The organism is Paenibacillus sp. YYML68, from assembly GCF_027923405.1.
Taxonomy (GTDB): domain Bacteria; phylum Bacillota; class Bacilli; order Paenibacillales; family NBRC-103111; genus Paenibacillus_G.
Genome location: NZ_BQYI01000001.1, coordinates 2,948,432 through 2,971,507, shown reverse-complemented (window position 1 = coordinate 2,971,507; position 23,076 = coordinate 2,948,432). Strand labels below are relative to the sequence as shown.

The 23,076-nt window shown below is 50.7% G+C and carries 27 protein-coding genes; all 27 read left to right on the top strand.

The window, feature by feature from the left end; genetic code table 11:
* Positions 1–18: 18 nt before the first annotated feature.
* The 27 genes from codY (at position 19) to PAE68_RS13325 (ending at position 23,066) form a co-directional block, all read left to right on the top strand.
* Positions 19–792, top strand: a complete 774-nt coding sequence (gene codY / locus PAE68_RS13455) for a GTP-sensing pleiotropic transcriptional regulator CodY (protein WP_281887649.1) — start codon at positions 19–21, stop codon at positions 790–792.
* Between the two features lie 245 nt (positions 793–1,037).
* Positions 1,038–1,436, top strand: a complete 399-nt coding sequence (gene flgB, locus PAE68_RS13450) for a flagellar basal body rod protein FlgB (RefSeq protein ID WP_281887647.1) — start codon at positions 1,038–1,040, stop codon at positions 1,434–1,436.
* A 2-nt stretch (positions 1,437–1,438) separates the two neighbouring features.
* Positions 1,439–1,894 carry a flagellar basal body rod protein FlgC gene (gene flgC / locus PAE68_RS13445; RefSeq protein WP_281887645.1) on the top strand — a complete coding sequence of 152 codons (456 nt, stop codon included), beginning with the start codon at positions 1,439–1,441 and terminating at the stop codon, positions 1,892–1,894.
* A gap of 40 nt (positions 1,895–1,934) precedes the next feature.
* Positions 1,935–2,234 (top strand): flagellar hook-basal body complex protein FliE, encoded by a 300-nt coding sequence (gene fliE, locus PAE68_RS13440; protein WP_281887643.1) that lies wholly within the window; start codon positions 1,935–1,937, stop codon positions 2,232–2,234.
* Positions 2,235–2,278: 44 nt separating this feature from the next.
* Positions 2,279–3,883: a flagellar basal-body MS-ring/collar protein FliF gene (gene fliF, locus PAE68_RS13435; protein ID WP_281887641.1), complete on the top strand. Its 1,605-nt coding sequence runs from the start codon at positions 2,279–2,281 to the stop codon at positions 3,881–3,883.
* Between the two features lie 34 nt (positions 3,884–3,917).
* Positions 3,918–4,913 carry a flagellar motor switch protein FliG gene (gene fliG, locus PAE68_RS13430; protein ID WP_281891060.1) on the top strand — a complete coding sequence of 332 codons (996 nt, stop codon included), beginning with the start codon at positions 3,918–3,920 and terminating at the stop codon, positions 4,911–4,913.
* Entirely contained in the window at positions 4,906–5,727 is an 822-nt protein-coding gene (locus PAE68_RS13425; RefSeq protein ID WP_281887639.1) for a FliH/SctL family protein, read from the top strand. Before fliG ends, PAE68_RS13425 begins: the two co-directional genes overlap by 8 nt.
* Before the next feature lie 2 nt (positions 5,728–5,729).
* Entirely contained in the window at positions 5,730–7,049 is a 1,320-nt protein-coding gene (fliI, locus tag PAE68_RS13420) for a flagellar protein export ATPase FliI (RefSeq protein WP_397379477.1), read from the top strand.
* An 8-nt stretch (positions 7,050–7,057) separates the two neighbouring features.
* A complete protein-coding gene (gene fliJ, locus PAE68_RS13415) occupies positions 7,058–7,498 on the top strand; it encodes a flagellar export protein FliJ (protein WP_281887635.1) in 441 nt (146 codons plus the stop codon).
* Between the two features lie 19 nt (positions 7,499–7,517).
* The gene (locus PAE68_RS13410; RefSeq protein ID WP_281887633.1) at positions 7,518–8,438 is read left to right on the top strand and encodes a MotE family protein; all 921 of its coding nucleotides are present in this window, start codon (positions 7,518–7,520) and stop codon (positions 8,436–8,438) included.
* A 28-nt stretch (positions 8,439–8,466) separates the two neighbouring features.
* Positions 8,467–9,786: a flagellar hook-length control protein FliK gene (locus tag PAE68_RS13405; RefSeq protein WP_281887631.1), complete on the top strand. Its 1,320-nt coding sequence runs from the start codon at positions 8,467–8,469 to the stop codon at positions 9,784–9,786.
* Between the two features lie 45 nt (positions 9,787–9,831).
* Positions 9,832–10,293 carry a flagellar hook assembly protein FlgD gene (gene flgD / locus PAE68_RS13400; protein WP_281887629.1) on the top strand — a complete coding sequence of 154 codons (462 nt, stop codon included), beginning with the start codon at positions 9,832–9,834 and terminating at the stop codon, positions 10,291–10,293.
* Complete coding sequence (locus PAE68_RS13395; RefSeq protein ID WP_281887627.1) at positions 10,290–10,667, top strand: TIGR02530 family flagellar biosynthesis protein; 378 nt, start codon at positions 10,290–10,292, stop codon at positions 10,665–10,667. The genes flgD and PAE68_RS13395 overlap by 4 nt, the downstream gene beginning before the upstream one ends.
* 105 nt (positions 10,668–10,772) lie before the next feature.
* Positions 10,773–11,597, top strand: coding sequence for a flagellar basal body rod protein FlgG (flgG, locus tag PAE68_RS13390; RefSeq protein WP_281887625.1), 825 nt, complete (start codon positions 10,773–10,775; stop codon positions 11,595–11,597).
* 66 nt (positions 11,598–11,663) lie between these two features.
* Positions 11,664–11,885, top strand: coding sequence for a flagellar FlbD family protein (locus tag PAE68_RS13385; RefSeq protein ID WP_281887624.1), 222 nt, complete (start codon positions 11,664–11,666; stop codon positions 11,883–11,885).
* Position 11,886: 1 nt separating this feature from the next.
* Positions 11,887–12,375, top strand: a complete 489-nt coding sequence (locus tag PAE68_RS13380; RefSeq protein WP_281887623.1) for a flagellar basal body-associated FliL family protein — start codon at positions 11,887–11,889, stop codon at positions 12,373–12,375.
* A 37-nt stretch (positions 12,376–12,412) separates the two neighbouring features.
* Entirely contained in the window at positions 12,413–13,411 is a 999-nt protein-coding gene (gene fliM / locus PAE68_RS13375; RefSeq protein ID WP_281887620.1) for a flagellar motor switch protein FliM, read from the top strand.
* Entirely contained in the window at positions 13,401–14,717 is a 1,317-nt protein-coding gene (gene fliY / locus PAE68_RS13370) for a flagellar motor switch phosphatase FliY (RefSeq protein WP_281887618.1), read from the top strand. Before fliM ends, fliY begins: the two co-directional genes overlap by 11 nt.
* A 28-nt stretch (positions 14,718–14,745) precedes the next feature.
* Complete coding sequence (locus tag PAE68_RS13365; protein WP_281887617.1) at positions 14,746–15,108, top strand: response regulator; 363 nt, start codon at positions 14,746–14,748, stop codon at positions 15,106–15,108.
* A gap of 70 nt (positions 15,109–15,178) precedes the next feature.
* Complete coding sequence (locus PAE68_RS13360; RefSeq protein WP_281887615.1) at positions 15,179–15,811, top strand: flagellar biosynthetic protein FliO; 633 nt, start codon at positions 15,179–15,181, stop codon at positions 15,809–15,811.
* Complete coding sequence (gene fliP, locus PAE68_RS13355; protein WP_281887613.1) at positions 15,808–16,572, top strand: flagellar type III secretion system pore protein FliP; 765 nt, start codon at positions 15,808–15,810, stop codon at positions 16,570–16,572. The genes PAE68_RS13360 and fliP overlap by 4 nt, the downstream gene beginning before the upstream one ends.
* 21 nt (positions 16,573–16,593) lie before the next feature.
* Positions 16,594–16,863 carry a flagellar biosynthesis protein FliQ gene (gene fliQ, locus PAE68_RS13350; protein WP_281887611.1) on the top strand — a complete coding sequence of 90 codons (270 nt, stop codon included), beginning with the start codon at positions 16,594–16,596 and terminating at the stop codon, positions 16,861–16,863.
* 10 nt (positions 16,864–16,873) lie between these two features.
* Entirely contained in the window at positions 16,874–17,656 is a 783-nt protein-coding gene (fliR, locus tag PAE68_RS13345) for a flagellar biosynthetic protein FliR (protein ID WP_281887609.1), read from the top strand.
* A 12-nt stretch (positions 17,657–17,668) separates the two neighbouring features.
* On the top strand, positions 17,669–18,760 hold the full coding sequence (gene flhB, locus PAE68_RS13340) for a flagellar biosynthesis protein FlhB (RefSeq protein WP_281887608.1): 1,092 nt from the start codon (positions 17,669–17,671) through the stop codon (positions 18,758–18,760).
* A gap of 34 nt (positions 18,761–18,794) precedes the next feature.
* On the top strand, positions 18,795–20,828 hold the full coding sequence (gene flhA, locus PAE68_RS13335) for a flagellar biosynthesis protein FlhA (protein ID WP_281887607.1): 2,034 nt from the start codon (positions 18,795–18,797) through the stop codon (positions 20,826–20,828).
* Positions 20,825–22,201 carry a flagellar biosynthesis GTPase FlhF gene (flhF, locus tag PAE68_RS13330; RefSeq protein ID WP_281887605.1) on the top strand — a complete coding sequence of 459 codons (1,377 nt, stop codon included), beginning with the start codon at positions 20,825–20,827 and terminating at the stop codon, positions 22,199–22,201. The genes flhA and flhF overlap by 4 nt, the downstream gene beginning before the upstream one ends.
* Positions 22,194–23,066 (top strand): MinD/ParA family protein, encoded by an 873-nt coding sequence (locus tag PAE68_RS13325; protein WP_281887603.1) that lies wholly within the window; start codon positions 22,194–22,196, stop codon positions 23,064–23,066. The genes flhF and PAE68_RS13325 overlap by 8 nt, the downstream gene beginning before the upstream one ends.
* Positions 23,067–23,076 lie beyond the last annotated feature (10 nt).

The window sequence follows — 23,076 nt, the reverse complement described above, 5'->3', positions numbered from 1 at the left end:
TAGTTGGAGGAACGGTTCATGAGCTTATTATTGAAGACCAGAAGACTGAACAAGCTGCTGCAGAAGGAGGCGGGCAATCCGGTCAGCTTCATGGATATGGCTGTCGTGCTTCGCGACATCGTCGCGGCAGATATATTCGTCGTCAGCCGGAAGGGGAAGGTGCTGGGGAGCGCGATTACCGAGTCAGGACAGGTGGAGATGACCGGGCTGTCTCTGCTGCAGGAGAATCGTTTCCCTCCTGAATACAACCAGTTGCTGCTGCAGGTGACCGAGACGTCGTCCAACCTGAAGGCAGCCTCCTCATTCGATGTATTCGGGGAGCACGGCAACGCCGATGACTTCTACATCACCTTGGTGCCTGTGCTGGGTGGTGGTGAGCGTCTGGGGACGCTCGTGCTGACGAAGAGAGCTGGACAATTCATCGATGACGATCTTATTCTCGCCGAGTATGGCTCAACCGTCGTCGCGATGGAAATATTGCGCGAGAAGGCGGAGCAGATCGAGGTCGAGGCCCGCAGCAAGGCCGTCGTACAGGTGGCGGTAGGCTCTCTGTCATTCAGTGAGCTTGAGGCGGTGGAGCACATATTCGACCAGCTGGAAGGCTCGGAGGGCTTGCTTGTCGCCAGCAAAATCGCCGACCGCGTCGGCATTACACGATCAGTTATCGTCAATGCGCTCCGTAAGCTGGAAAGCGCAGGTGTGATTGAGACCCGTTCACTCGGGATGAAGGGAACGTATATTCGCGTGCTGAACGACCAGCTGATGGCTGCACTTCAGCATGTGAAGTCGTAATTTTTCTCATTTTTTTCTACTAGAATCTATTCAAGCATGAATGAAAGTCCTATTTACAATAGGGCTTTTTTCGTGTTGTAATTTTTACCAGTATGAACTATGATATCAATCGTCCGTTCGTTCTACAAGATCTGCCTTTACTACTATTATTTTTTTTCAAAGATAATGTCGAAGGAAGGAGGAGATTTTATAAAGTATGTTGAATAACTAGTCAGATTACTCTGCGAAAGTGGGGGTTGCCCTGAATGTTACTCAATAAATCGTCATTCTCCTTAATGGAGCGATCCTTGGACGCTGCTTCTCTTCGACAAAAGGTCATAGCCCATAACATAGCTAACGTCGATACGCCGCATTACAAAAGATCCGAAGTTAAGTTTGAGCAGTTATTGCAAAAAGAGCTAAATGCACCAGCGTTTAGCAGTTTCCGCACTGATTCCAGACATTATGAATTCGGTAAATCTCAGGTGATTCAGCCAGAAATTATGCGAGATACGCAAAGTCATATGAACAATAACCTAAACAATGTAGATATTGACTACGAAATGGCATTGATGGCGAAGAATCAATTGCGTTACAATACGATAGTTCAACAAATTAATGCGGACATCAAGAAGACGAGAACAGCGATAGGCGGGAGGGTATAACGATGAGGTTAACGAATGGGTATGACATCAGCGCCTCCGCGCTGACCGCACAGCGGTTTCGCATGGACGTAATATCTTCCAATATAGCCAATGCGGATACGACTCGTGCTCGCATGGTCAATGGCAAGTGGGTACCGTATACGCGCAAGCTGGTGACGTTCGAGCCGAAGCAGCAAAACTTTGCTTACACGCTGCAGAACGCGATGGCAGGTAAAGATACGGGAGCCGGCGAAGGTGTACGTGTGACGAAGGTGATCGAGGATCGTTCGCCGCTCAAGCAGGTGTACAATCCAACGCATCCGGATGCCGACGAGAACGGGTTTGTGATGCTGCCTAACGTTGACGTTTTGAAGGAAATGGTCGATATGATTTCCGCAACACGGTCGTATGAGGCGAACGTTACAGCGCTCAATGCTTCCAAGGCGATGGTTACAAAGGCACTGGAAATTGGTCGTTAAGAAAGCTAGACTAGACTAAGTAATAGAAGGGGTATCAGACATGGTGGATAAAATCGGGCTTCAACCGCTAAAAATGGCGAAACTTGTCGAAACAAAGCAGACAAGCGCATCTGAGGTGTCCGAGCAGTTTGGTCAATTTTTGAACAAGGCTATGGATAACCTGAATATGCAGCAGGCTGGTGTGGATCGGTTGAATCAACAGTTCATTAAGGGGGAAACGTCTGATATTCACCAGCTGATGATCGCGTCGGAGAAAGCTTCGCTCGGTTTGGAATTGACCGTACAGGTGCGGAATAAAGTCATCGAGGCCTATCAGGAAATAATGCGTATGCAGATCTAATCTTGATCGAGCACAAGTAACGGTTAATCGGATGGGGTGAAACAGTGAACGAGAACGCGCTCCAATATTGGGAACGTGTCAAGCAATATTGGAATCAATTTAGCAAGACCCAAAGAATGACGATTATCGCCACTGTTGTACTTGTCGTTCTGACGTTGGGGATAATCAGCTATAATTTTTCGAAAACCGAGTACGCGCTTGCGTATACGAATCTGCAGCCTACGGATGCGGCGAACATCAAGAGCTATCTCGACGGCGCTAAGATTCCGTATCAGCTCAGCGAGGACGGCAAAAGCATCGGCGTGCCGCGCAGCGAGGTAGCGAGTGTCAAGCTGGCGGTAGAGTCGCAAGGTCTAAACAAGACCGGTAACATCGGCTATGGCGCCTTCAACCAGAGCAGCACGTTCGGTACGACAGATCGTGAGTTCGATGTGAAATATATCAACGCCGTGCAAGGCGAGCTGCAGCAGCTGATCAATACGAACAATGCGATTGCCAGCTCCAAGGTCTTGATTAGCTTGCCCAAGGAGACCGTGTTTTTACCCAAGGGGCAGGAGGCAGAGAAGGCGACTGCTTCGGTTGTGCTCGAGATCAAGCCTGGCTACCAGCTGGACCAAGCGAAGGTCGATACGATGTACAATCTCGTCTCGCACAGCGTGAAGGGACTACCGATCGAGAACATTACGATCTCGGACTCTAACGGCGAGCCGCTGGAATATTCTAAGGGCTCGAACAAGCTGAATTCCGGCAATGCGGTACGTGAGCAGTTCGAGGTGAACAATCAGTTCCGTAACGATGTGCAGCGTAACGTGCAGCAGATGCTCGGCGCCATACTGGGCCGGGACAAGGTCATTGTCAGCGTGTTCTCTACAATGAACTTCGATCAATCGAGAGCGACTCGTAATCTCGTTACCGCTCCGAATGAGGTCGATCAGGCAGGACTTGAAATATCGGTTCAGGAGATCCAGAAGAACTACACAAGCGATGGCGGAGCGGCTGAGGGTGGTGTGCCGGGGACGAGTGAATCCGACGTGCCAGGATATCCGGGAAGCTCCAGCACAGGCAAGTCGAACTCCGAGGAGCTCTCGCGAACGGTGAACTATGAGGTGAACCGGATTACGGAAGAAATTGTAGCGACTCCTTATATCGTGAAGGATCTGACGATTAATGTCGGAATCGAGCCGCCGGATCCGGAAGATGAGAACTCCTTAACACCACAGACGACGGAAGCGGTACGGCAAATCTTAACGAATGTTGTGCGCGCGGCGCTTGCGGACAGCAAGGTACCGCTAACGGACGAGGAGCTTGCGAAGAAGGTTACTGTGTTTCCTCATGCGTTCGCTAAAACGAACGAGACGCAAGGTCTGGCTTCGAACGAGATGCTGTTGTACGGTGCTCTAGGCGGCTTGGCGCTTGCGCTAGTAGCCGGCGGGGCGTTCATGATGGTACGTCGCAGGAAGAGAGCACAGGAGGAGGCCGAGGAAGCGGCGCTGATGGAGGAAGCAGCTGCTGCGAAGACGGAATATCCGACGATCGATATTGACAGCGTGTCGAATGAGAATCAGGTGCGCAAGCAGCTGGAGCAGCTGGCGAAGAAGAAACCGGAGGAATTCGTGAACTTGCTCCGAACTTGGCTAGTAGACGAATAGAGGTGGTATTGAATTGGCTAAAGTACAGCAATCGATGTTATCAGGACGGCAGAAGGCAGCCATATTGCTGATCAGCTTAGGTCCTGAGGTGTCAGCCCAAATATTCAAGCATCTTCGAGACGAAGAGATCGAACAGCTTACGCTAGAAATAGCCAATGTCCGCAAAGTCGATAATGTCGAGAAAGATGCCATCATGGCGGAGTTCCATCAAATTTGCTTGGCACAGGAGTTTATATCGCAGGGCGGTATCTCTTACGCCAAAGATATACTTGAGAAGGCGCTCGGCTCGCAGAAAGCACTTGATATTATCAATCGCCTGACCGCTACGCTGCAGGTTCGACCGTTCGACTTCGCACGCAAGGCAGACCCTGCACAGATCTTGAACTTTATCCAGAATGAAAATTCGCAGACGATCGCACTCGTGCTCTCCTATCTGCAGCCTGAGCAAGCGTCGATCATCTTGTCGTCTCTCCCTCAAGAGAAGCAGGCTGATGTGGCGAAGCGAATCGCGCTCATGGACAGCACTTCGCCAGAGGTGATCAGCCAAGTCGAAAGGGTGCTCGAGCAGAAGCTGTCTGCGACGGTCACTCAGGATTATACGAACGCCGGCGGCATTACGGCCGTTGTCCAAATCTTGAACGGTGTCGATCGCGGTACGGAGCGCACCATTCTCGACTCTCTGGAGATTCAAGATCCGGAGCTGGCCGAGGAGATCAAGAAGCGGATGTTCGTCTTCGAGGATATCGTCAACATCGACAATCGTTCGATCCAGCGTATTATTCGCGACATCGAGAATGCCGATCTTCAGCTTGCGCTTAAGGTAGCGAGCGAGGAAGTGCGCGATGCGATATTCAAGAACATGTCCAAGCGTATGGCCGAAACGTTCCGCGAGGAAATGGAGTTCATGGGTCCTGTAAGGCTGCGTGACGTGGAGGAGGCGCAGACGCGCATCGTAGCGACGATCCGACGTCTCGAGGAGACGGGTGAAATTATCATTGCACGCGGCGGAGGAGATGATATTATTGTCTAATGTCATCAAGTTTTTCCAATACGTGCCTGCAGAAGAGCATATGGTCGTGAAGCCGTCGACTACGATTCCAGCTGCTGAGGACGCGTCTACAGAAACGGAGACGGTCTCTGAGGCTGAACAGCAGGAGCTTGAGGAATTGATGCAGGCCAAGGAGCTCATGCTCAAGGATGCACAGGAGTTCGCCGAGGAGCAAGTGCGGGCAGCCATGGAAGAGGCTGCTGTGCTGAAGGAGCAGACGGTGCAAGAGATTGAAGCGTGGTGGCATGAACGTCGACAGCTGGATGAAGAGACTTTCACCCAAGCGCAAATGCAAGGGTTCGAGCAAGGCTATCAAGAGGGACTCGTGCAGGCAGAGGCAGCGCTGCGCGAGCAGTACGAGCAGATGCTGCAGGAAGCCTCCACGGTGCTTGATCAAGCGTACACGATGAAGCAGAGCATTATTCAAGAGTCCGAGCCGTTCTTAATTGAGCTCAGCTGCTCGATTGCAGAGAAGATTATCGGTCGTCAGCTGTCGCTTGAGCCGGAGTGGATCAAGGAGATGATTCGCAAAGTGCTCGCTCGCCGCAGGGAGAAGGGTGTCATCGCTCTGTGCGTGTCACCTTCACAATTCGCTTACATTCAAGACGCACGAGAAGAGCTGCTGCTTCATATTGACTCTCAGGCCGAGCTGCAGATCATTCCGGATGGATCGGTTCGTGATCAGGGCTGTGTCGTTCGTTCGTCGTTCGGGAGCATTGATGCCCGAATTGACACGCAGCTGAACGAAATTAAGCAGGCTCTGCAGCAGCTTGCGAATCAGAACGAGGGGGCCTGATGATGCGAGCACCATCCGTTCATAAGTATATCGAGCAGCTGCAGCAGCTGGATCCCATTCGGGTGAACGGCAAAGTGACTCAGGTGATTGGATTAACCGTCGAGTCGGAGGGGCCTGATGCGAGTGTTGGTGATGTATGCTACATCTACCCATTCAAATCGGACAAGCCACTGAAGGCGGAGGTCGTCGGATTCAAGAACAACAAGGTTATCCTAATGCCGCTCGGTGAGCTGCATTCCATCGGACCGGGCTGCGATGTTGTCGGAACCGGTAAGCCATTGACCGTGCAGGTCGGACACGAGCTGCTAGGCAAAGTGCTGGATGGTCTCGGTCAGCCGCTCGATGGTACGTTCCTCCCATCCCGCATGGCCCACTATTCGACTCATAACGTGCCGAGTAACCCGCTGAAGCGGCCACGTGTACTCGAGCCGATCAGCGTCGGGGTCCGGTGTATCGACGGCTTGCTGACAATCGGTAAAGGTCAGCGTGTCGGTATATTCGCCGGCTCGGGTGTCGGTAAAAGTACGCTGATGGGGATGATCGCGCGGAACACCTCGGCAGATGTGAACGTCATTGCCTTGATCGGCGAGCGCGGCCGCGAGGTGCTCGATTTCATCGAGCGTGATCTAGGCCCGGAAGGACTTGCCCGTTCGGTCGTGCTCGTAGCGACTTCGGATCAGCCGGCGCTGATCCGGATTAAGGGAGCGCTCATTGCGACAAGCATTGCCGAATATTTCCGAGATCGCGGCTTGAACGTCATGCTTATGATGGATTCGGTCACACGCTACGCAATGGCTCAGCGTGAGGTCGGCCTTGCGGTAGGCGAGCCACCTGCAACTCGAGGCTATACACCGTCGGTGTTCGCCACACTGCCGAAGCTGCTCGAGCGGTCCGGTACGGGACCGAAGGGCTCGATTACGGCCTTCTACACGGTACTAGTTGACGGAGACGATATGAACGAGCCGATCGCCGATGCAGTTCGCGGTATACTCGACGGCCATATTGTTCTCAATCGAAGCATAGCGAACCGTGGGCATTATCCAGCGATTGATGTGCTAGCGAGTGTGAGCCGTGTGATGAAGGAGATCGTACCGAACGACCAGCAGCTCGCTGCCGAAAATCTAAAGCGATTGCTTGCTGTATATAAAGATTCGGAAGATTTGATCAATATTGGGGCGTATCAGCGAGGCTCCAATCCGGATATCGATCACTCGATCGAATCTATTCAGTCGATCTGGGATTACACGAAGCAGCGTGTTCATGACAAGCTGACTTATGAGGAAGCGAAGGAACAGCTAATCCAACAATTTTACAGGGGCTGATTCGTTGCATGCGATTCCGATACGCTTTTCAAAAAATTGTCGACCTGAAGGAAAATGAAAAGACGCAAGCCGAGTGGCTGCTCGCTGATGCACTTGGACGAATGCGTCAGGAGGAAGAAGAGCTGACGAAGCTGCATGAGGCGAAGCAGGTGCTGCAGGAGGAGCTCCATCAAGCATCGAGCGCGCGGACAACAGTATCGAACCTGATGCTGCTGCAAAGCTACGTCGATCATATGGACGGCCGAATCAAGGTGCAGCGGGAAGAAGTGCAGCAGGCGCATACGTTCGTCCAGCTGAAGCAGGAGGCGTTGAGCGGCAAGATGCTCGAGGAGAAGCTGTGGACGAAGGCGAAGGAGCGCGCGTTTGAGCGCTATCATAGTGAGCTGCTGAAGCGAGAGCAGAATCAGCTTGATGAGATGGCGACGAATCGCTATTTAAGACCATCGTAAGGTAAAGGGAGGCGGCGGAATGGCAAAATCAGATGTGGAGCAAGGCGCCTCCTACGGCGCACTGGAGCGATTTCTGATCTGGTTCCTCATCCCGTTCGTTTTTACAGCTGTGTTGCTGGGAGTGCTGTTGTCCATATTTGATTACGATATTATGAATAATGTGATCAAAACAGCGAACAAAATCCCTGGAGTAAGCAGTGTCCTTCCTGCTGCGAAGGAAGAAGGGAAAACAGCGGTAGACGGAGGCGTGCCGACCGACCAGCAGGAGCAAGCGGCGGCGAATCCAGAACAGGTTGCAGCTGAGGCCCAAGCAGCCACGGTAGCGAAGGCGGAGGAGCTGAAGCAGGCACAAGCGGCATTGGATCAGAAGGAGCAGCAGATCAAAGATTTGCAGCTGAAGAACAGCCAGCTCGAAGAGCAGCTGAAGGGCAAAACGCAATCTGATGAAGAATACAGGGCGCAAATTCAGCAGCTGTCCAGCATGTACGCGAAAATGTCACCAAGTAAATCTGCACCCATCTTAGAAAATTTGACGTTGAGCGAGCAGGTGCTCGTGCTTAGTATGATGAAGCCAGAGGAGCGCGTCAAAATTCTCGAGAAGATGGATCCGAAAAAAGCGGCGGAGGCGTCTATATTGCTCAAGGATCAAAAGCAGGTGCGAGATACGGAAATTGCAGCGCTGCAGGAGCGATTGCAAAAAGCGACGGCTTCAACGAAACCGGTTGAGCAGCTTACGCAGGACGATCTCGGTCAGACGTTCTCGACGATGACGCCGAAGAGCGCAGCCACGGTGCTGCTGGAGCTTCAGAAGACGAATCCGGACAAGGTGCTGTCGATTCTACGCTCGATGGATAACGCAGGTCGTTCGAAGGTACTGACAGCTGTATCAGATCTGTCGAAGGAGACAGCGGCTCTAATCTCAGCAAGACTCGTTCAATAATTCATATGAAAGGAGGTGAAAACATACAATGGACATTCAAGCACAAGCAACAGCCACTGCCAAAGTACCCGCTGGTCGCACAGCTGGTGTAAATGGAGGCGCAGCCTCGGGCGAAGGCTTCTCGAAGGCACTCAGTGGTATGATGACGACGGAAGTGCAGTCTGATAGTGTCGGTTCTGGAGCTGGCCTGTCGTTAAGCGGACTTGTGCAGCTGCTAAGCCCGATGGAGACTGCTGAGCTTAGCGCAATACTGGCGACACTAGTTGCGGAAGGCGCTGCTATGCAGTCAGACAGCGGAGCAGAAGAGCAGGCAGGGCAGCTCGAAGAGGAGCAGGCGGGTCTCGAAGCATTGCTAAGCGAGTTGAACGCGCTTCTGTTCGTTCCTATTACAGCAGCAGCTGATACTTCAGCAGTCGATACTGAGAATGGCGAAGCTGAGCTGTCACAAGTCGCAGTTCGTAATGGCGCTGCTGATGCACTTCAGGTCATGAAGCAGATGAAGGAGCTTCTAGCTGGTACTGACAAGGATGCACAGCTGAAGCAGCTGCTCGACAAGCTACCTTCACTTATGACAGCTGCGGCCTCGGCATCTGAAGCTGCGAACACGAAGACGCTTCAAGAATCGTTGACTGCTTCACAGGATAGTAACGGCACTGCTGTATCCGAGTTGCTCGTACCGAAGAGTACAAGTCCGATGCAGAAGCTGGAAGCGATCGCGGTTAATTACCAAGCGATCAAGCTAGCTCCTGAGCAGCAAGTTATCGAAGAAGCGCCATTGTTCGAGCCATTGAATGGAGAGCTTGGTACATCTGAGCCTATTACATTGCTTACAAGTGAACAATCGAAGCAAGCAGCGAACAGTCAAGCAGCTACTAAAGCTCCAGTGCTGCATATGCCGGCCCAAAATTTTGCCGATGATATGACCAAATTCGTCGTAAGCTCCTTCGTGCTTGGCACTAACGCTGATGGAGCAACGGAGGCAAAGATCTCGCTGTATCCACAGCATCTGGGTCATGTTGAGGTGAAGCTGACGATGCAGAATGGACAGCTGATTGCTCAATTCGTGGCGGATAGTGCTGCGGGTAAGGAGATGCTCGAGGGACAGCTCGCATCGCTTCGATCTACGTTGCAGAGTCAGGGCATTCAGGTGGAGAAGCTAGAGGTTACGCAAAATCAGAGCTTCCAATCCAGCATGTTCCAGGATGGTCGTAAGCAGCAGTCTCAGCAATCGTTCACCGGACAAAATAAAAATGACAGCAAGCTGACCTTGCTTGAAGATGCAGATGAAGAAGCAAACCAAAACAGCTCACGCTCGAACGGTAACGGGGCAATCGACTTCATGGCCTAACGAACAGCCTGACGATGTAGACATGCAGGCAGGAGGTGAGAGAGAATGGCTGACTCGATTAACGGCACCAAAAATATTTGGCCCTACTACTCCAAGGCGAATGTAGATCGTGCTGAAACAAAAACAGGCACAAACCAGCTTGGCAAGGATCAGTTTCTGAAAATATTGATTACACAGCTAAAGCATCAGGACCCGACTCAGCCGCTACAGGATAAGGAGTTTATTGCGCAGATGGCGCAATTCACTTCCGTCGAGCAGCTAACGAATATGGGCAATGAGATGAAGCTGCTGCGTCAATCGCTGGGCTTTGCTTCCGGATTGATCGGTAAAGAGATATCATGGTCATATTTGGACGCTGATGGCAATGAATTGACTCGCTCCGGGTTGGTTGAATCCATTACAATGAATCAGACTGAGCAATTCGCAAAGGTGAACGGGGAAAATATATCGCTGTCAAACATTACGCAAATTCGTAATGCTCCACAGACGGGGGGGACCTCGTCATGAGCGAACGAATAACCGTCGGATCTCTATACCCCAATGCGGCAGCTACAATCCGTTCCAGGGCGGCAGGCGATCGTCAGGAGCAGTCAGCAGCTTCGTTCGATACCATATTGAAGAAGCAAAGCTTGCGCTTCAGTCATCATGCGGAGGAGCGGCTGCGGCAGCGAGGGATACACTTCAAGCCTGAGCAGCTTGCCAAGCTGAATCATGCGATCGACAAGGCGGCGACGAAGGGTGCTAAAGATTCATTAATGCTGATCAACGATACAGCGTTAATCGTGAACATCAAGAATCGGACTGTGGTGACCGCCATGGACCAAGCTTCCATGAAAGACAACGTGTTTACGCAAATCGATAGTGCCATGATCATTTCTTAATGAAACAGGCTGGACCATCATGATGGGGGCCTGCGGTTGTGGACCGATTGAAACAACCATATAATCAGTTAGGCTGATGAATCAGCCCTAAGGAGGCAAACACGCATGTTAAGGTCTCTATATTCAGGTGTTTCCGGTATGAGAGGCTTCCAGACGAAGCTGGACGTTATCGGTAATAACATCGCGAACGTAAATACGGTCGGCTTCAAGACTGGCCGTGTAATGTTTAAGGATATTTTGAGTCAGACGGTTGCCGGTGTGTCCGCTCCAACCGATGAGCGAGGCGGGGTAAACTCGAAGCAGATCGGACTAGGTGTGACGGTTGCGGCAGTTGATACAATTCATACGCCGGGCAGCGCCATGACAACGAACAAACCGACCGACCTGCGGATCGACGGCGACGGCTTCTTCGCATTGTCTCCTTCAGTGGACGGTGCCGAAGGACCATACTTGAGCCGTGCGGGTAACTTCGAGCTTGACTCGCTCGGTCGACTCGTCAATGCGGACGGCATGTTCGTATTGAACACCGATGGTGAAGCGGTAACGGTGGAGGAAGGCGTGACGGCGTTCTCTATATCGCAGTCAGGTGAAATTATTACGGTTGGAGCAGATGGTACAGCAACGCCGACTGGTCAGTTTATTGCAGTAGCGAAGGTAACGAACCCAGCCGGACTTGAGAAGATCGGTGGCAATATGTACCGAATGACGCCTAACTCCAATCCGGAGGAGCTTGATCTCGGTGCGGCGCTCGCTGCGAATCCGGAAACAGGCACTGGAGCCATTATTTCCGGACAGCTGGAGATGTCTAACGTCGATCTGACAGCTGAGTTTACCGAGATGATTATTGCGCAGCGCGGCTTCCAGTCGAACTCGCGTATTATTACGACTTCCGATGAGGTACTGCAGGAAGTTGTTAACCTGAAGCGATAATAGGTAGTTATGTAGAACCGCCGGGGGAGCCAGCTGCCCCCGGCATAACCTGAACTGAGGTGCCCTATGATCAGCCTAACTCGCTTGAACGGCAAGCCTATTATGCTCAATGCCTTGCTAATCGAAACGATCGAAGAAACGCCCGACACGATGATCTCTCTAGTGAATGGTAAAAAAATTATAGTGCTCGAAACGGTGCCTGAGGTCGTAGCATCGGTGCAGCAATATGTGCAATCCGTTGGTATGGTTGGGGCAACGCTAAAGAGCTTGGATACGGAGGGGTCGTAGGTTGTTTAAAAGTAAAATTTTTATCATGGTCGTCGCTATCCTAATTGCGATAACATTAATACTGACGGCAGCCTTCGTGCTGTGGAATTACATGGATAAATCAAACGCGGATCCGCATGAGCAAGCGCAAAACTCCGCACGCGAAGTGAAATCCGGCAAGAAGCTTACACCTGACGAGGTTGTGGCCAATACGTTCGAAATGAAGGACGTTTTAACCAATTTGGCATCTGCAAATGGCGTCAGCAACAAGTTTATTAAAGTAAGCTTTGCCTTTGAGCTTGAAAACAAGAAGGCGAAGGAGGAGTTTGAAAAGCTGCAAAGCCAGATGAAAGCGATCGTCATTCAGACGTTGGCCGACATGCAGCCAGAGCAGGTTACAGGCAGCAAAGGCTTTGACAACCTCACTTCGGTCCTTATGAATAAAATGAACGCGCTGCTCCAAGAAGGAAAGCTTAATCAAATTTTAATTACTGATATTGTGCTCCAATAAGATGGCTAGTATGTATGCAAGAAGGGGGTGACAAAAAATGGTTGATGTTCTTTCCCAAAATGAGATCGATGCCCTTCTTGCCGCGCTCTCATCAGGTGAGATGGATGCGGAGGAGCTCAAAAAGGAAGAAACCCAGAAGAAGGTTCGTGCCTACGACTTTAAACGAGCCGTACGGTTCTCTAAGGACCACATTCGAAGCTTGACACGTATTCATGAGAACTTCGCAAGATTTCTGACAACATATTTTTCCGCTCAGCTGCGAACGTTCGTTCAAATAAGTGTTGTGCAAGTCGAGCAACTTCCTTATGATGAATTTATCCGCTCCATTCCGAAAATGACCATACTCAACATATTCGAGGCCGAGCCGCTCGAAGGCCGAATGGTGCTTGAGGTGCATCCGAACGTTGCGTTCGCAATGCTGGATCGATTGCTTGGCGGCGCGGGCACGTCACCGACCAAAATCAACTCGCTTACCGAGATTGAAACGATCGTCATGGAGCGAATATTCAGCCGCTGCTTCGATAGTCTTCAAGAAGCATGGAAGACAGTGATTGATTTGTCACCGCGGCTTGAGGCGCTTGAGACCAATCCGCAGTTTATGCAGATTGTCTCTCCGAACGAAACGATCGCCTTGATTTCGCTCAGTACAAAAATTGGTGATACTTCGGGAATGATTAACCTGTGTATCCCTCACGTTGTCATTGAGCCCATCATGCCGAGACTTTCCGTTCATCACTGGTTCGTGTCGCAGAAGAAGACAAGCGCGCCGGAGGAGCAAGAAGCGCTTCAGCATCGCGTGCACATGGCGAAGCTGCCTATTATTGCCGAGCTCGGCACATCGCATATCTCGATACAAGAGTTTTTGAACTTAAGTGTCGGTGATGTAATTACGCTGAACAAATCGGTCGATGACCCGCTGCACCTTCGAATCGGCGAGAAGCTGAAGTTTTACGGAAGCGCAGGCACGATGAAGGGAAAGATCGCGGTTCAAATCAATGAGATCGTCCATGAAGGAGTAGAAGAGAATGACGAATAAGGATTATTTGTCTCAAGAGGAGATCGATGCCTTGCTGAGACAATCCTCGGACAGTGATTCCGGCGGTTCGGATGATGGCTCTTCTTCGGGGCTGAATCCAAGAATCGAAGATTATTTATCCTCGCTGGAGCAGGACGCTCTAGGAGAGATCGGGAATATTACGTTCGGAAGCGCCGCTACGGCTCTTTCTACCTTGCTTGGCAAGAAGGTTGATATTACGACGCCTAAGGTGTCCATCATTGCCCGCGAAGAGCTAGTTAATGAGTTTCCAAAGCCACATGTCGCTGTCCATGTCAATTATGTAGATGGATTTCACGGCATTAATTTACTCGTCATCAAGACTCGGGATGCTCAAGTTATTGCGGATCTGATGATGGGCGGCGATGGAACCGGTCAGAATACGGAGCTCTCGGAAATTCATATTTCCGCCGTGCAGGAAGCGATGAATCAGATGATGGGCTCGTCAGCAACGTCGATGTCAACGATCTTCAATCGATTCGTCAACATCTCCCCACCTGGGATTGATATTATGCACCTAGCTGAGGGCGAGCCCGAGACGAAGATTCCGGAAGAGGATGTGTTTATTAAAATCTCCTTCCGTCTCACGATTGGCGACTTGATTGACTCAACGATCATGCAGCTCCTTCCTGTCGGATTTGCCCGCGACATGGTCAATATTTTGATGGGTGGAGGAGATGTGCAGACACCGCCTCCGGCAGCGCCAGCACCGCCAGCTGCTGCAGCACCGCCAGCTCCATCGACTCCACCGCCAGCACCGGCTCCCGCGCCGATGGCTCCGCCAGCAGCGGCGTATGGTCACGATCCATATCAGCAGCCGCCGATGATGCCTCCGGGCTATCAGCAGCCGCCGATGCATCAGCCAGGCTATCAGCAACCGATGTATCAGCAGCCGCCGATGATGCCGCCAATGGGTTATCCGCCGCAGCCTGCTGCATATGGTGTGCCGACAGGACGCAATGTGAATGTCCAGCCGGCCCAGTTCTCAAGCTTTAATCCGCCATCCTTCGGGGGGACGGACGATACGAATTTGAATCTGCTCCTTGACATTCCGCTTAAGGTGACGGTCGAGCTCGGTCGTACGAATAAAGTGATTAAAGATATTTTGGAGCTTTCCCAAGGATCGATTATTGAGCTCGATAAGCTAGCAGGTGAGCCGGTTGATATCTTGGTAAACAATAAACTCATCGCCAAAGGTGAGGTTGTAGTTATCGATGAAAATTTCGGTGTGCGCGTAACAGACATTGTGAACCAATGGGATCGCATTCAGAAGATTCAACAAAATTAATTTAACAACTCTAGGAGGATGATTCACTATGGCTAACCGAATTCTGATTGTTGACGATGCAGCGTTTATGAGAATGATGATCCGTGATATTTTGACGAAGAACGGCTACGAGGTAGTAGGCGAGGCGAATGATGGTGCGCAGGCGATCGAGAAGTTCAAGGAGCTTCGTCCTGACCTCGTAACGATGGATATAACGATGCCAGAGATGGATGGTATTCAGGCGCTGAAGGAAATTAAGAAGCTTGACGGTAATGCGAAAGTGATCATGTGTTCCGCTATGGGTCAGCAGGCGATGGTTATCGATGCCATTCAAGCTGGTGCGAAGGACTTCATCGTGAAGCCGTTCCAGGCAGATCGTGTTATCGAGGCAATCAAAAAGACGCTTGGCTAATCGCTAGGCGTCCTGCTTTCCCCCTTGGCTGCACGCTACAGCATCTCATAAGCTGAAAGGAATGTGACATTTGAAGAGACTCGATACCAAGACGTTGCTTGCCGTTTTCATCGGTCTGCTGCTTTCGGCCGTTTTCGCGGCCGTTTGCTTCGGGGAAACGGGGACGGATGCTCCCGGTTCGAGTCCTTTTGACTCACCGGATTCATTCGTTTCAGCTGGGGATACGTTCGGCATGATTGTGAAGGTTATTTTTTTTCTTATCATCATTATCGTCATTTTTTATGTCATAATGAAGGTTCTTGCACAAAAAAATCATTTCTTCGCTGGCAGATCGCTTCGTTCTCTGGGAGGCGTCCCGCTTGGGCAAAACAAATCGATTCAAATTGTAGAGATCGGCAATGCCCTATATATTGTTGGTGTCGGTGACAACATTCAACTGCTTGAGAAGATCCAGGATGAGGAGCAGGTTGCGATGCTACGCGATATGATGACGATCGGGCCAAGCGTATCGGGGGCATCCTTCGAGAGCGTCGGAGAGTGGCTGAACAAGCTTCGCAGAAAGCCAGTTGCAGAGGAGGAGCTTGATGTGCAGGACACTTCCTTTCAGCACGTATTTCAGAGTAAAATGTCAGACCGAAAAAAAATGATGGAAGAGCTTCTGAAGCAGGACTCCCATTCAGAGCATTCGAAGGATAACCGATGAGAAAGCTGATAACATTTTTACCGTTGCTGTTGCTTGTCGGACTGCTGAGCTTCAGCGTTGCGGGACAAGCATTGGCCGCGGATCCGATACCTGGAGTCAACATCGATATAGGCACGACGAACAGTACAGGTAACGGTACGGGGACTGTACAAATATTACTTCTTCTGACCATCTTGAGCTTAGCGCCGGCGATCTTGATTATGATGACCAGCTTTACTCGAATTATTATCGTTCTGGGCTTTGTCCGCACGTCGCTCGGTACGATGCAGATGCCTCCGAACCAAGTGCTGGTCGGGCTAGCGCTGTTCCTTACCTTCTTCATTATGGCTCCAACGCTAAGTGATATTAATCAGAATGCGTATCAGCCATATATGAAGGGAGAAATTACGCAACAGGTTGCTCTTGATAAGGCATCTCTATCTGTGAAGGAATTCATGTTCCAGCATACGAGACAGAAGGACTTAAAGCTGTTTTTGGACTATACGAAGGCTGCTCCGCCGAGTGGGGTTGCTGATACACCTCTGACTGCGCTCGTTCCTGCATTCGCGATTAGTGAGCTAAAGACGGCTTTTCAGATGGGCTTTATGATATTTATCCCTTTTCTCGTTATTGATATGGTGGTGGCGAGTACACTTATGGCAATGGGAATGATGATGCTCCCTCCGGTTATGATCTCTTTGCCGTTCAAGATCCTGCTGTTCATTCTTGTTGACGGCTGGTACTTGGTCATACGATCGCTGCTGCTTAGCTTCAATACGTAACGGGACAAGGAGGAATGGCTATTGAGCTCGGAGTTCGTCATACGGTTAGCCGGTGAAGCAGTATATACAACGTTGAAGGCTAGCGCTCCGATGATGGTGATTGCCCTTGTCGTCGGTCTAGTCATTAGTATTTTTCAGGCAACGACGCAAATTCAGGAGCAGACGCTTGCCTTCGTTCCGAAGATTGTCGTCGTTCTGCTTTCCATTCTCATATTTGGACCATGGATCTTGAACACACTTGTTGAGTTTACGTTCAATCTCATGAACAATTTACACAACTTTATAGGGTAGGCGAGTAGCGATGACAGAGTTTACTGCCTATTTGCCTGCGTTTCTATTGTTTTTTTGTCGAATAACTTCGTTTTTTCTTGTCGCACCGATTTTTTCTGCGAGAAATGTACCTGCACAGCTGAAGCTTGGCATCTCTTTCTTCGTGGCATTCATCGTGTTTGCTGGCTCAGGTGGGACAGAAACAGCGATTCAGATCGATTCGCTCTTTATATTAGCGATTATTCGAGAGGTTCTGGTTGGGATTTGCCTTGGCTTTGCGGCGTACATGTTTTTTACCGTCGTACAGATCGCCGGCTCGTTTATTGATATTCAGATGGGGTTCGGTATTGCGAACGTTATTGATCCGATGACCGGCACGCAAAGTCCAGTGATCGGCAACCTGAAATTTATGATCGCGACCTTGCTGTTCTTATCACTGAACGGACACCATTACTTGCTAGAAGGCATTATGCGCAGCTATGAGTGGATTCCGCTCAGCAACGAGCTTTTCGATAAAGTATACAGCGGCCAGCTGTCTGACTTTCTCGTACGTACGTTCGTTTCAGTTTTTGCATTAAGCTTTCAGATGGCAGCGCCGCTAGTCGTTGCGATGTTTTTGACCGACGTCGGTCTTGGACTGCTCGCTCGCGTGGCACCTCAGTTCAACATTTTCGTGATCGGCTTGCCAGTCAAGCTGCTACTTGGCTTGATCATGCTTGTTATTTTGTTTCCAGGGTACGAGATGTTGTTCAGTCGCATTTTCGAGCAAATGATGGAGTCGATGAAGGGCTTCTTCGGTTTGTTTCAACAGTAGAGGGGGATGGACGTGGCTGATCTTCGTTTGAGGCTCGACTTACAGCTGTTTGCCGGGGAGAAGACGGAAGATGCGACGCCCAAGAAGAAGCAGGAGGCAAGGCAGAAGGGGCAGGTCGCGAAGTCTATGGATTTGCCCGCAGCCTTTATCTTGTTTTTCTCGTTTCTATCCTTCTACTTATTTGGTGGTTTTATGAAGGAGCATCTTGTCGGTCTGTTTCGCTCGGTTTTTCATGATTTTTTGCTGCTCGATATTACGTCGGACAACCTGATGGTGCTGTTCGAAAATATCGCGGTGCAACTGATGCTGATCTTAGCTCCAATCTTTGTTGTATCCGTCGTTATTGCAATTTTGGCCAATTATTTGCAAATAGGCTTCCTTCTAACAGGAGACCCGCTCAAGATGAAGTTCAGCAAGCTCAACCCGCTGGAGGGCGTGAAAAAGATGTTCGCGCTGCGCTCGCTCATCGAGCTTCTGAAGTCCGTACTAAAGATGAGTATTATCGGCTACGTGGTGTACTCGACCCTATGGGGTGAGAAGCAGAGTATTATGCAGCTCGCGCATCTGCCCTTGGAGGAAATCGTAAGCTTCACGAGCTCGCTGACTCTTCTGCTAGGCGTAAAGATTGGCGGAATTCTGATTATTCTAGCGATTTTCGATTACATGTATCAACGGTATGAGCATAACAAGAGCTTGAAGATGTCGAAGCAAGACATTAAGGACGAATACAAGAAGAGCGAGGGCGATCCGCTGATCAAGGGTAAAATTCGCGAAAAGCAGCGCCGTATGGCGATGATGCGAATGATGCAGGACGTTCCGAAGGCGGACGTCGTCATTACGAACCCGACCCACTTCGCCGTTGCGCTTCAATATGACGCGGAGAAGATGCAAGCGCCAACCGTCATTGCGAAGGGCACCGATTATGTCGCACTCAAGATCAAGCAGACTGCAAAGGACAACGGAGTCATAACTGTTGAAAACAAACCGCTCGCCCGCGCCTTATACGCTCAGGTCGAAATTGGTCAAGGTATACCAAACGATATGTTCCAGGCGGTGGCTGAAGTGTTAGCATATGTGTACAAGCTGAAGGGAAAGGCAAATTAAATGAGAAGAAGCTTACAGAAAGGGGGCATCAGCAATGAGAATTAAAGATTTTGTCGTCCTTGTCGGCGTCATCGGTATCGTCCTCATGATGGTCGTACCGCTGCCGACCTGGCTGCTTGATGTCCTTCTCATTATTAACATTACGATTTCACTTATGATTATTCTGATAGGCATGAACACGACGGATGCGCTGCAGTTTTCCATTTTCCCATCACTGCTGCTAATTACGACATTGTTCAGGCTATCGCTTAACGTGTCGACGACTCGTAACATTTTGGCGCATGGAGATGCCGGTAATGTGGTCGAAACCTTTGGAAACTTTGTCGCGGCGGGCAATCTGGTTGTCGGTTTCGTCGTGTTTATTATTTTGGTGCTCGTTCAGTTTATCGTTATTACCAAAGGTTCCGAGCGCGTTGCCGAGGTTGCGGCACGCTTTACTCTCGATGCGATGCCAGGTAAGCAGATGAGTATTGACGCTGACCTGAATGCCGGCATGATTAACGAGCAGCAGGCGAAGGAGCGCCGGGAAAAAATATCCCGAGAAGCCGACTTCTACGGAGCGATGGACGGTGCCAGTAAGTTCGTCAAGGGAGATGCCATCGCGGGTATCGTCATGCTCTTCATTAATATTATCGGCGGACTCATCATCGGAGTTGGTATGAATGGAATGGAATTTGCCGAGGCTGGCGAAATGTATTCCATTATGACGATCGGTGACGGACTTGTCAGCCAAATACCGGCGCTGCTCATCTCGACAGCTTCAGGCATTATTGTGACGCGGGCGGCCTCGGACGGCAACCTAGCACACGATCTGACAAGCCAGCTGTTCTCTTATCCGAAGCTGCTCTACATTGTTGCAGGTACGATTACGGCTCTTGGGCTGTTCACGCCGATTCACTTCGTTACAACGTTCCCAATTGCAGTGCTGCTGGCCATCGCAGCCTATACGATGCAGCAGAACATTCACCGGAAGGCAGCCGAGTCGGTTCAGATGGAGGAAGAGCAGCAGATCGAAGAAGTACGCAGCCCAGAGAGCGTGATCAGCCTGCTCAATGTCGATCCGATCGAATTCGAATTCGGCTACGGACTCATACCGCTTGCGGACACGCAGCAGGGTGGAGACTTGCTCGACCGCATTATTTTGATCCGTCGTCAATGTGCATTGGAGCTTGGTGTAGTGGTGCCGGTTATCCGTATACGCGACAATATTCAGCTAAGACCTAATGAGTATATTATGAAAATCAAAGGTAACATTGTAGCACGCGGCGACCTGTTGCTCGGTCATTACCTTGCGATGAGCCCAGGCATTGAGGACGATTCGATTAGCGGTATCGAGACGATGGAGCCAGCGTTCGGTCTCCCGGCCATCTGGATTGATGAGCAGACTAAGGAACGCGCTGAGCTCTCAGGCTATACAGTCGTCGATCCACCATCGGTGGTCGCCACTCATCTGACAGAAATTATTAAGAAGCATGCGCATGAGCTGCTCGGTCGCCAGGAGACGAAGGCACTAATCGAGAACGTCAAGGAAAGCTACCCGGCACTCGTCGACGAGCTTATCCCGAACGTGCTTACACTTGGTGATGTGCAGAAGGTGCTTGTGAAATTGCTCCGTGAGAAAATATCGGTGCGCGATTTGGTTACTATATTAGAGACATTAGCGGATTATGGAACGTACACCAAAGATACGGACATCCTAACCGAGTATGTACGCCAAGCGTTATCTCGTCAAATTACGCAGCAATATACGATCAGCGGAGATTCGCTGAAGGTCATCACAGTGGGTCCGAGTCTTGAGAAGCGAATTGCGGAGTCTGTGCAGCAATCAGATCAAGGTAGCTATCTCGCTCTTGACCCGACTTCGACGCAGGTCATCTACCAACGCATCAGTGAACAGGTAACGAAGCTGATCCAATCCGGTCAGCAGCCCATTGTACTGACCTCTCCGACAATTCGGATGTACTTGCGTCAGCTGCTCGAGCGCACGATGCAGGATATTCCCGTGCTGTCCTATAGCGAGCTGGAGCCTAGTGTGGAAATTCAGAGCATGGGAGTTGTGAATCTATGAGAGTAAAGCGGTATGTCGTCGACACAATGCCTGAAGCGCTGCAAAAAATTCGCGTCGATCTGGGCAAGGATGCCGTCATCATCAATACAAAAGCAATAAAAACCGGAGGCTTCCTCGGCATGTTTTCTAAGAAAAAGATCGAGGTTATCGCCGCGATTGATTCCTCTTCCGGCAACGCAGCAGGAACGAAGCCGCCGCCTCCGGCGACTTCTCCTCCGAGCGGGGTTGTCCCGCCTTCCGGAGTAGCTCCACCTTCAGCAGCAAGCTTGCAGCAAACGGCGAAGCATGCGGTTGCCGCCGCATACGGCGCCCAGCGCAAAGGTGTAGCAGCCGATTCGCTCGCCTTCCCCGAGGTGCCGGATGTACTGCCCCCGGCGTTCATGTTGTCCGAAGCAGAGGCGAGTACATTTTCCACGCCAACCGTCACTCGGGTTCCGTCTACAGCTGTTCCACTGGAGCGAACGCAAGCGGCTGCCGCTGTGCTGAAGACGAAGGAGGATATGCTGCTCGAGGAAATGAAGCAAATGAAGGAACTGATGCACAAGCTATCCATGCAGCATGGGGAAGTCGAATTGCCTAATCCGAGCATTGAGCGCTATGAGCGCAGACTGCTGGAGCAGGAGGTCGACCCGCTTCTTGTCAAGGAGCTGCTGGCTAACGTGCATGAGCAGGCAGACAACGACGAGTCGGAGCTGACCGACATCTATGTGAAGCAATCACTGACGCGTCAGCTGCTAGCGATACTTGCTACAGATAGCGCGAAGCCGATTGCAGCTGATACGCGCATCGCACACTTTGTTGGACCGACAGGCGTCGGCAAGACGACCACGATCGCCAAGCTGGCTGCGGAGCAGGTGTTGAAGTATCAGCGCAAAGTGGGATTTATCACTTCAGATACGTATCGAATTGCCGCGGTTGAGCAGCTGAAGACGTACGCGACGATATTGAATGTTCCGCTAGAGGTCGTGTTTTCTCCGCTTGATTTGATGAAATCGTTCGACAATCTGAAGGATTGCGACCTCATCTTCATGGATACGGCCGGACGTAACTTCCGCAATGAGATGTATGTCTCCGAGCTGAACGCGCTGCTAAGAGCAAGCGGCAAGAGCGAGACGTTCCTCGTTCTCAGCTTGACGACTAAATATAAGGATATGAAGGCTATAACAACGAACTTCAGCAAATTCAAGCTGCACAAGGTGCTGTTCACTAAGATGGACGAGACAGATTCCTTCGGGGCGATCCCGAACCTGATACGTGAATTCGGGCTTCAGACCTCCTATATTGCGAACGGTCAGAGCGTTCCGGACGACATCGAAGTGCTGCAAGAACAACAAATTATCGATCTGCTGCTGGAGGACAACAATCATGAGTGATCAGGCACAGGGGCTGCGGAATCTGATTAAACACCAAGGAGTTCTACAGGAGAAAATGACGCGTATTATCGCTGTTACGAGTGGCAAGGGTGGGGTCGGCAAGTCCAACTTTACGTTGAACTTCGCGCTAACCCTTCAGAAGAAGGGCTACAAGGTACTTATCTTTGACGCTGACATCGGACTAGCCAACATTGACGTCCTGATGGGCATCACAGCGAAGTACAACTTGTATCATTTGTTGAAAAAAGAAAAAACGATCTGGGACATTGTCCATACAGGTCCTAACGATATTCAATTTATTGCAGGCGGCTCCGGCTTCAACGATCTGATTCGATTGACGGAGGAGCAGCTCGATTACTTTGCAGATCAAGTCAGTCAGCTGAACGGCCATGTGGACTTTATTATTTTTGACACGGGAGCCGGACTGTCTAAGGAAACGATTAAATTTATACTATCAGCTCAGGAAACAATTGTTGTGACGACGCCCGAGCCGACCTCGATCACCGACGCTTATGCGATCATCAAGATGGTACATGCGATGGACGCTTATGTCCAATTCAGGCTCGTTGTCAATCGGGTAGTAGATTGGAAGGAAGGGCGACAAACCGCAGATAAGATCGGAATGGTTGCCAAGCAATTCATGAACCTGGATATTCCTACTATTGGCTATGTGTTTGATGATATTTCTGTGTCGAAGGCAGTCAAGAAACAGGTGCCTTTCACGATAGCTTTTCCAGATAGTGCAGCCTCGAAGTCGCTTGGTGAGCTAACAGATAGCTTCCTTCGGAATGAAGCCCCTACAGACCGACAAGGCGGTACGATGAAGGGCTTCCTGAACAAAATGATGCGGTTGCTAAAGCAGTAGCGAGATTGCT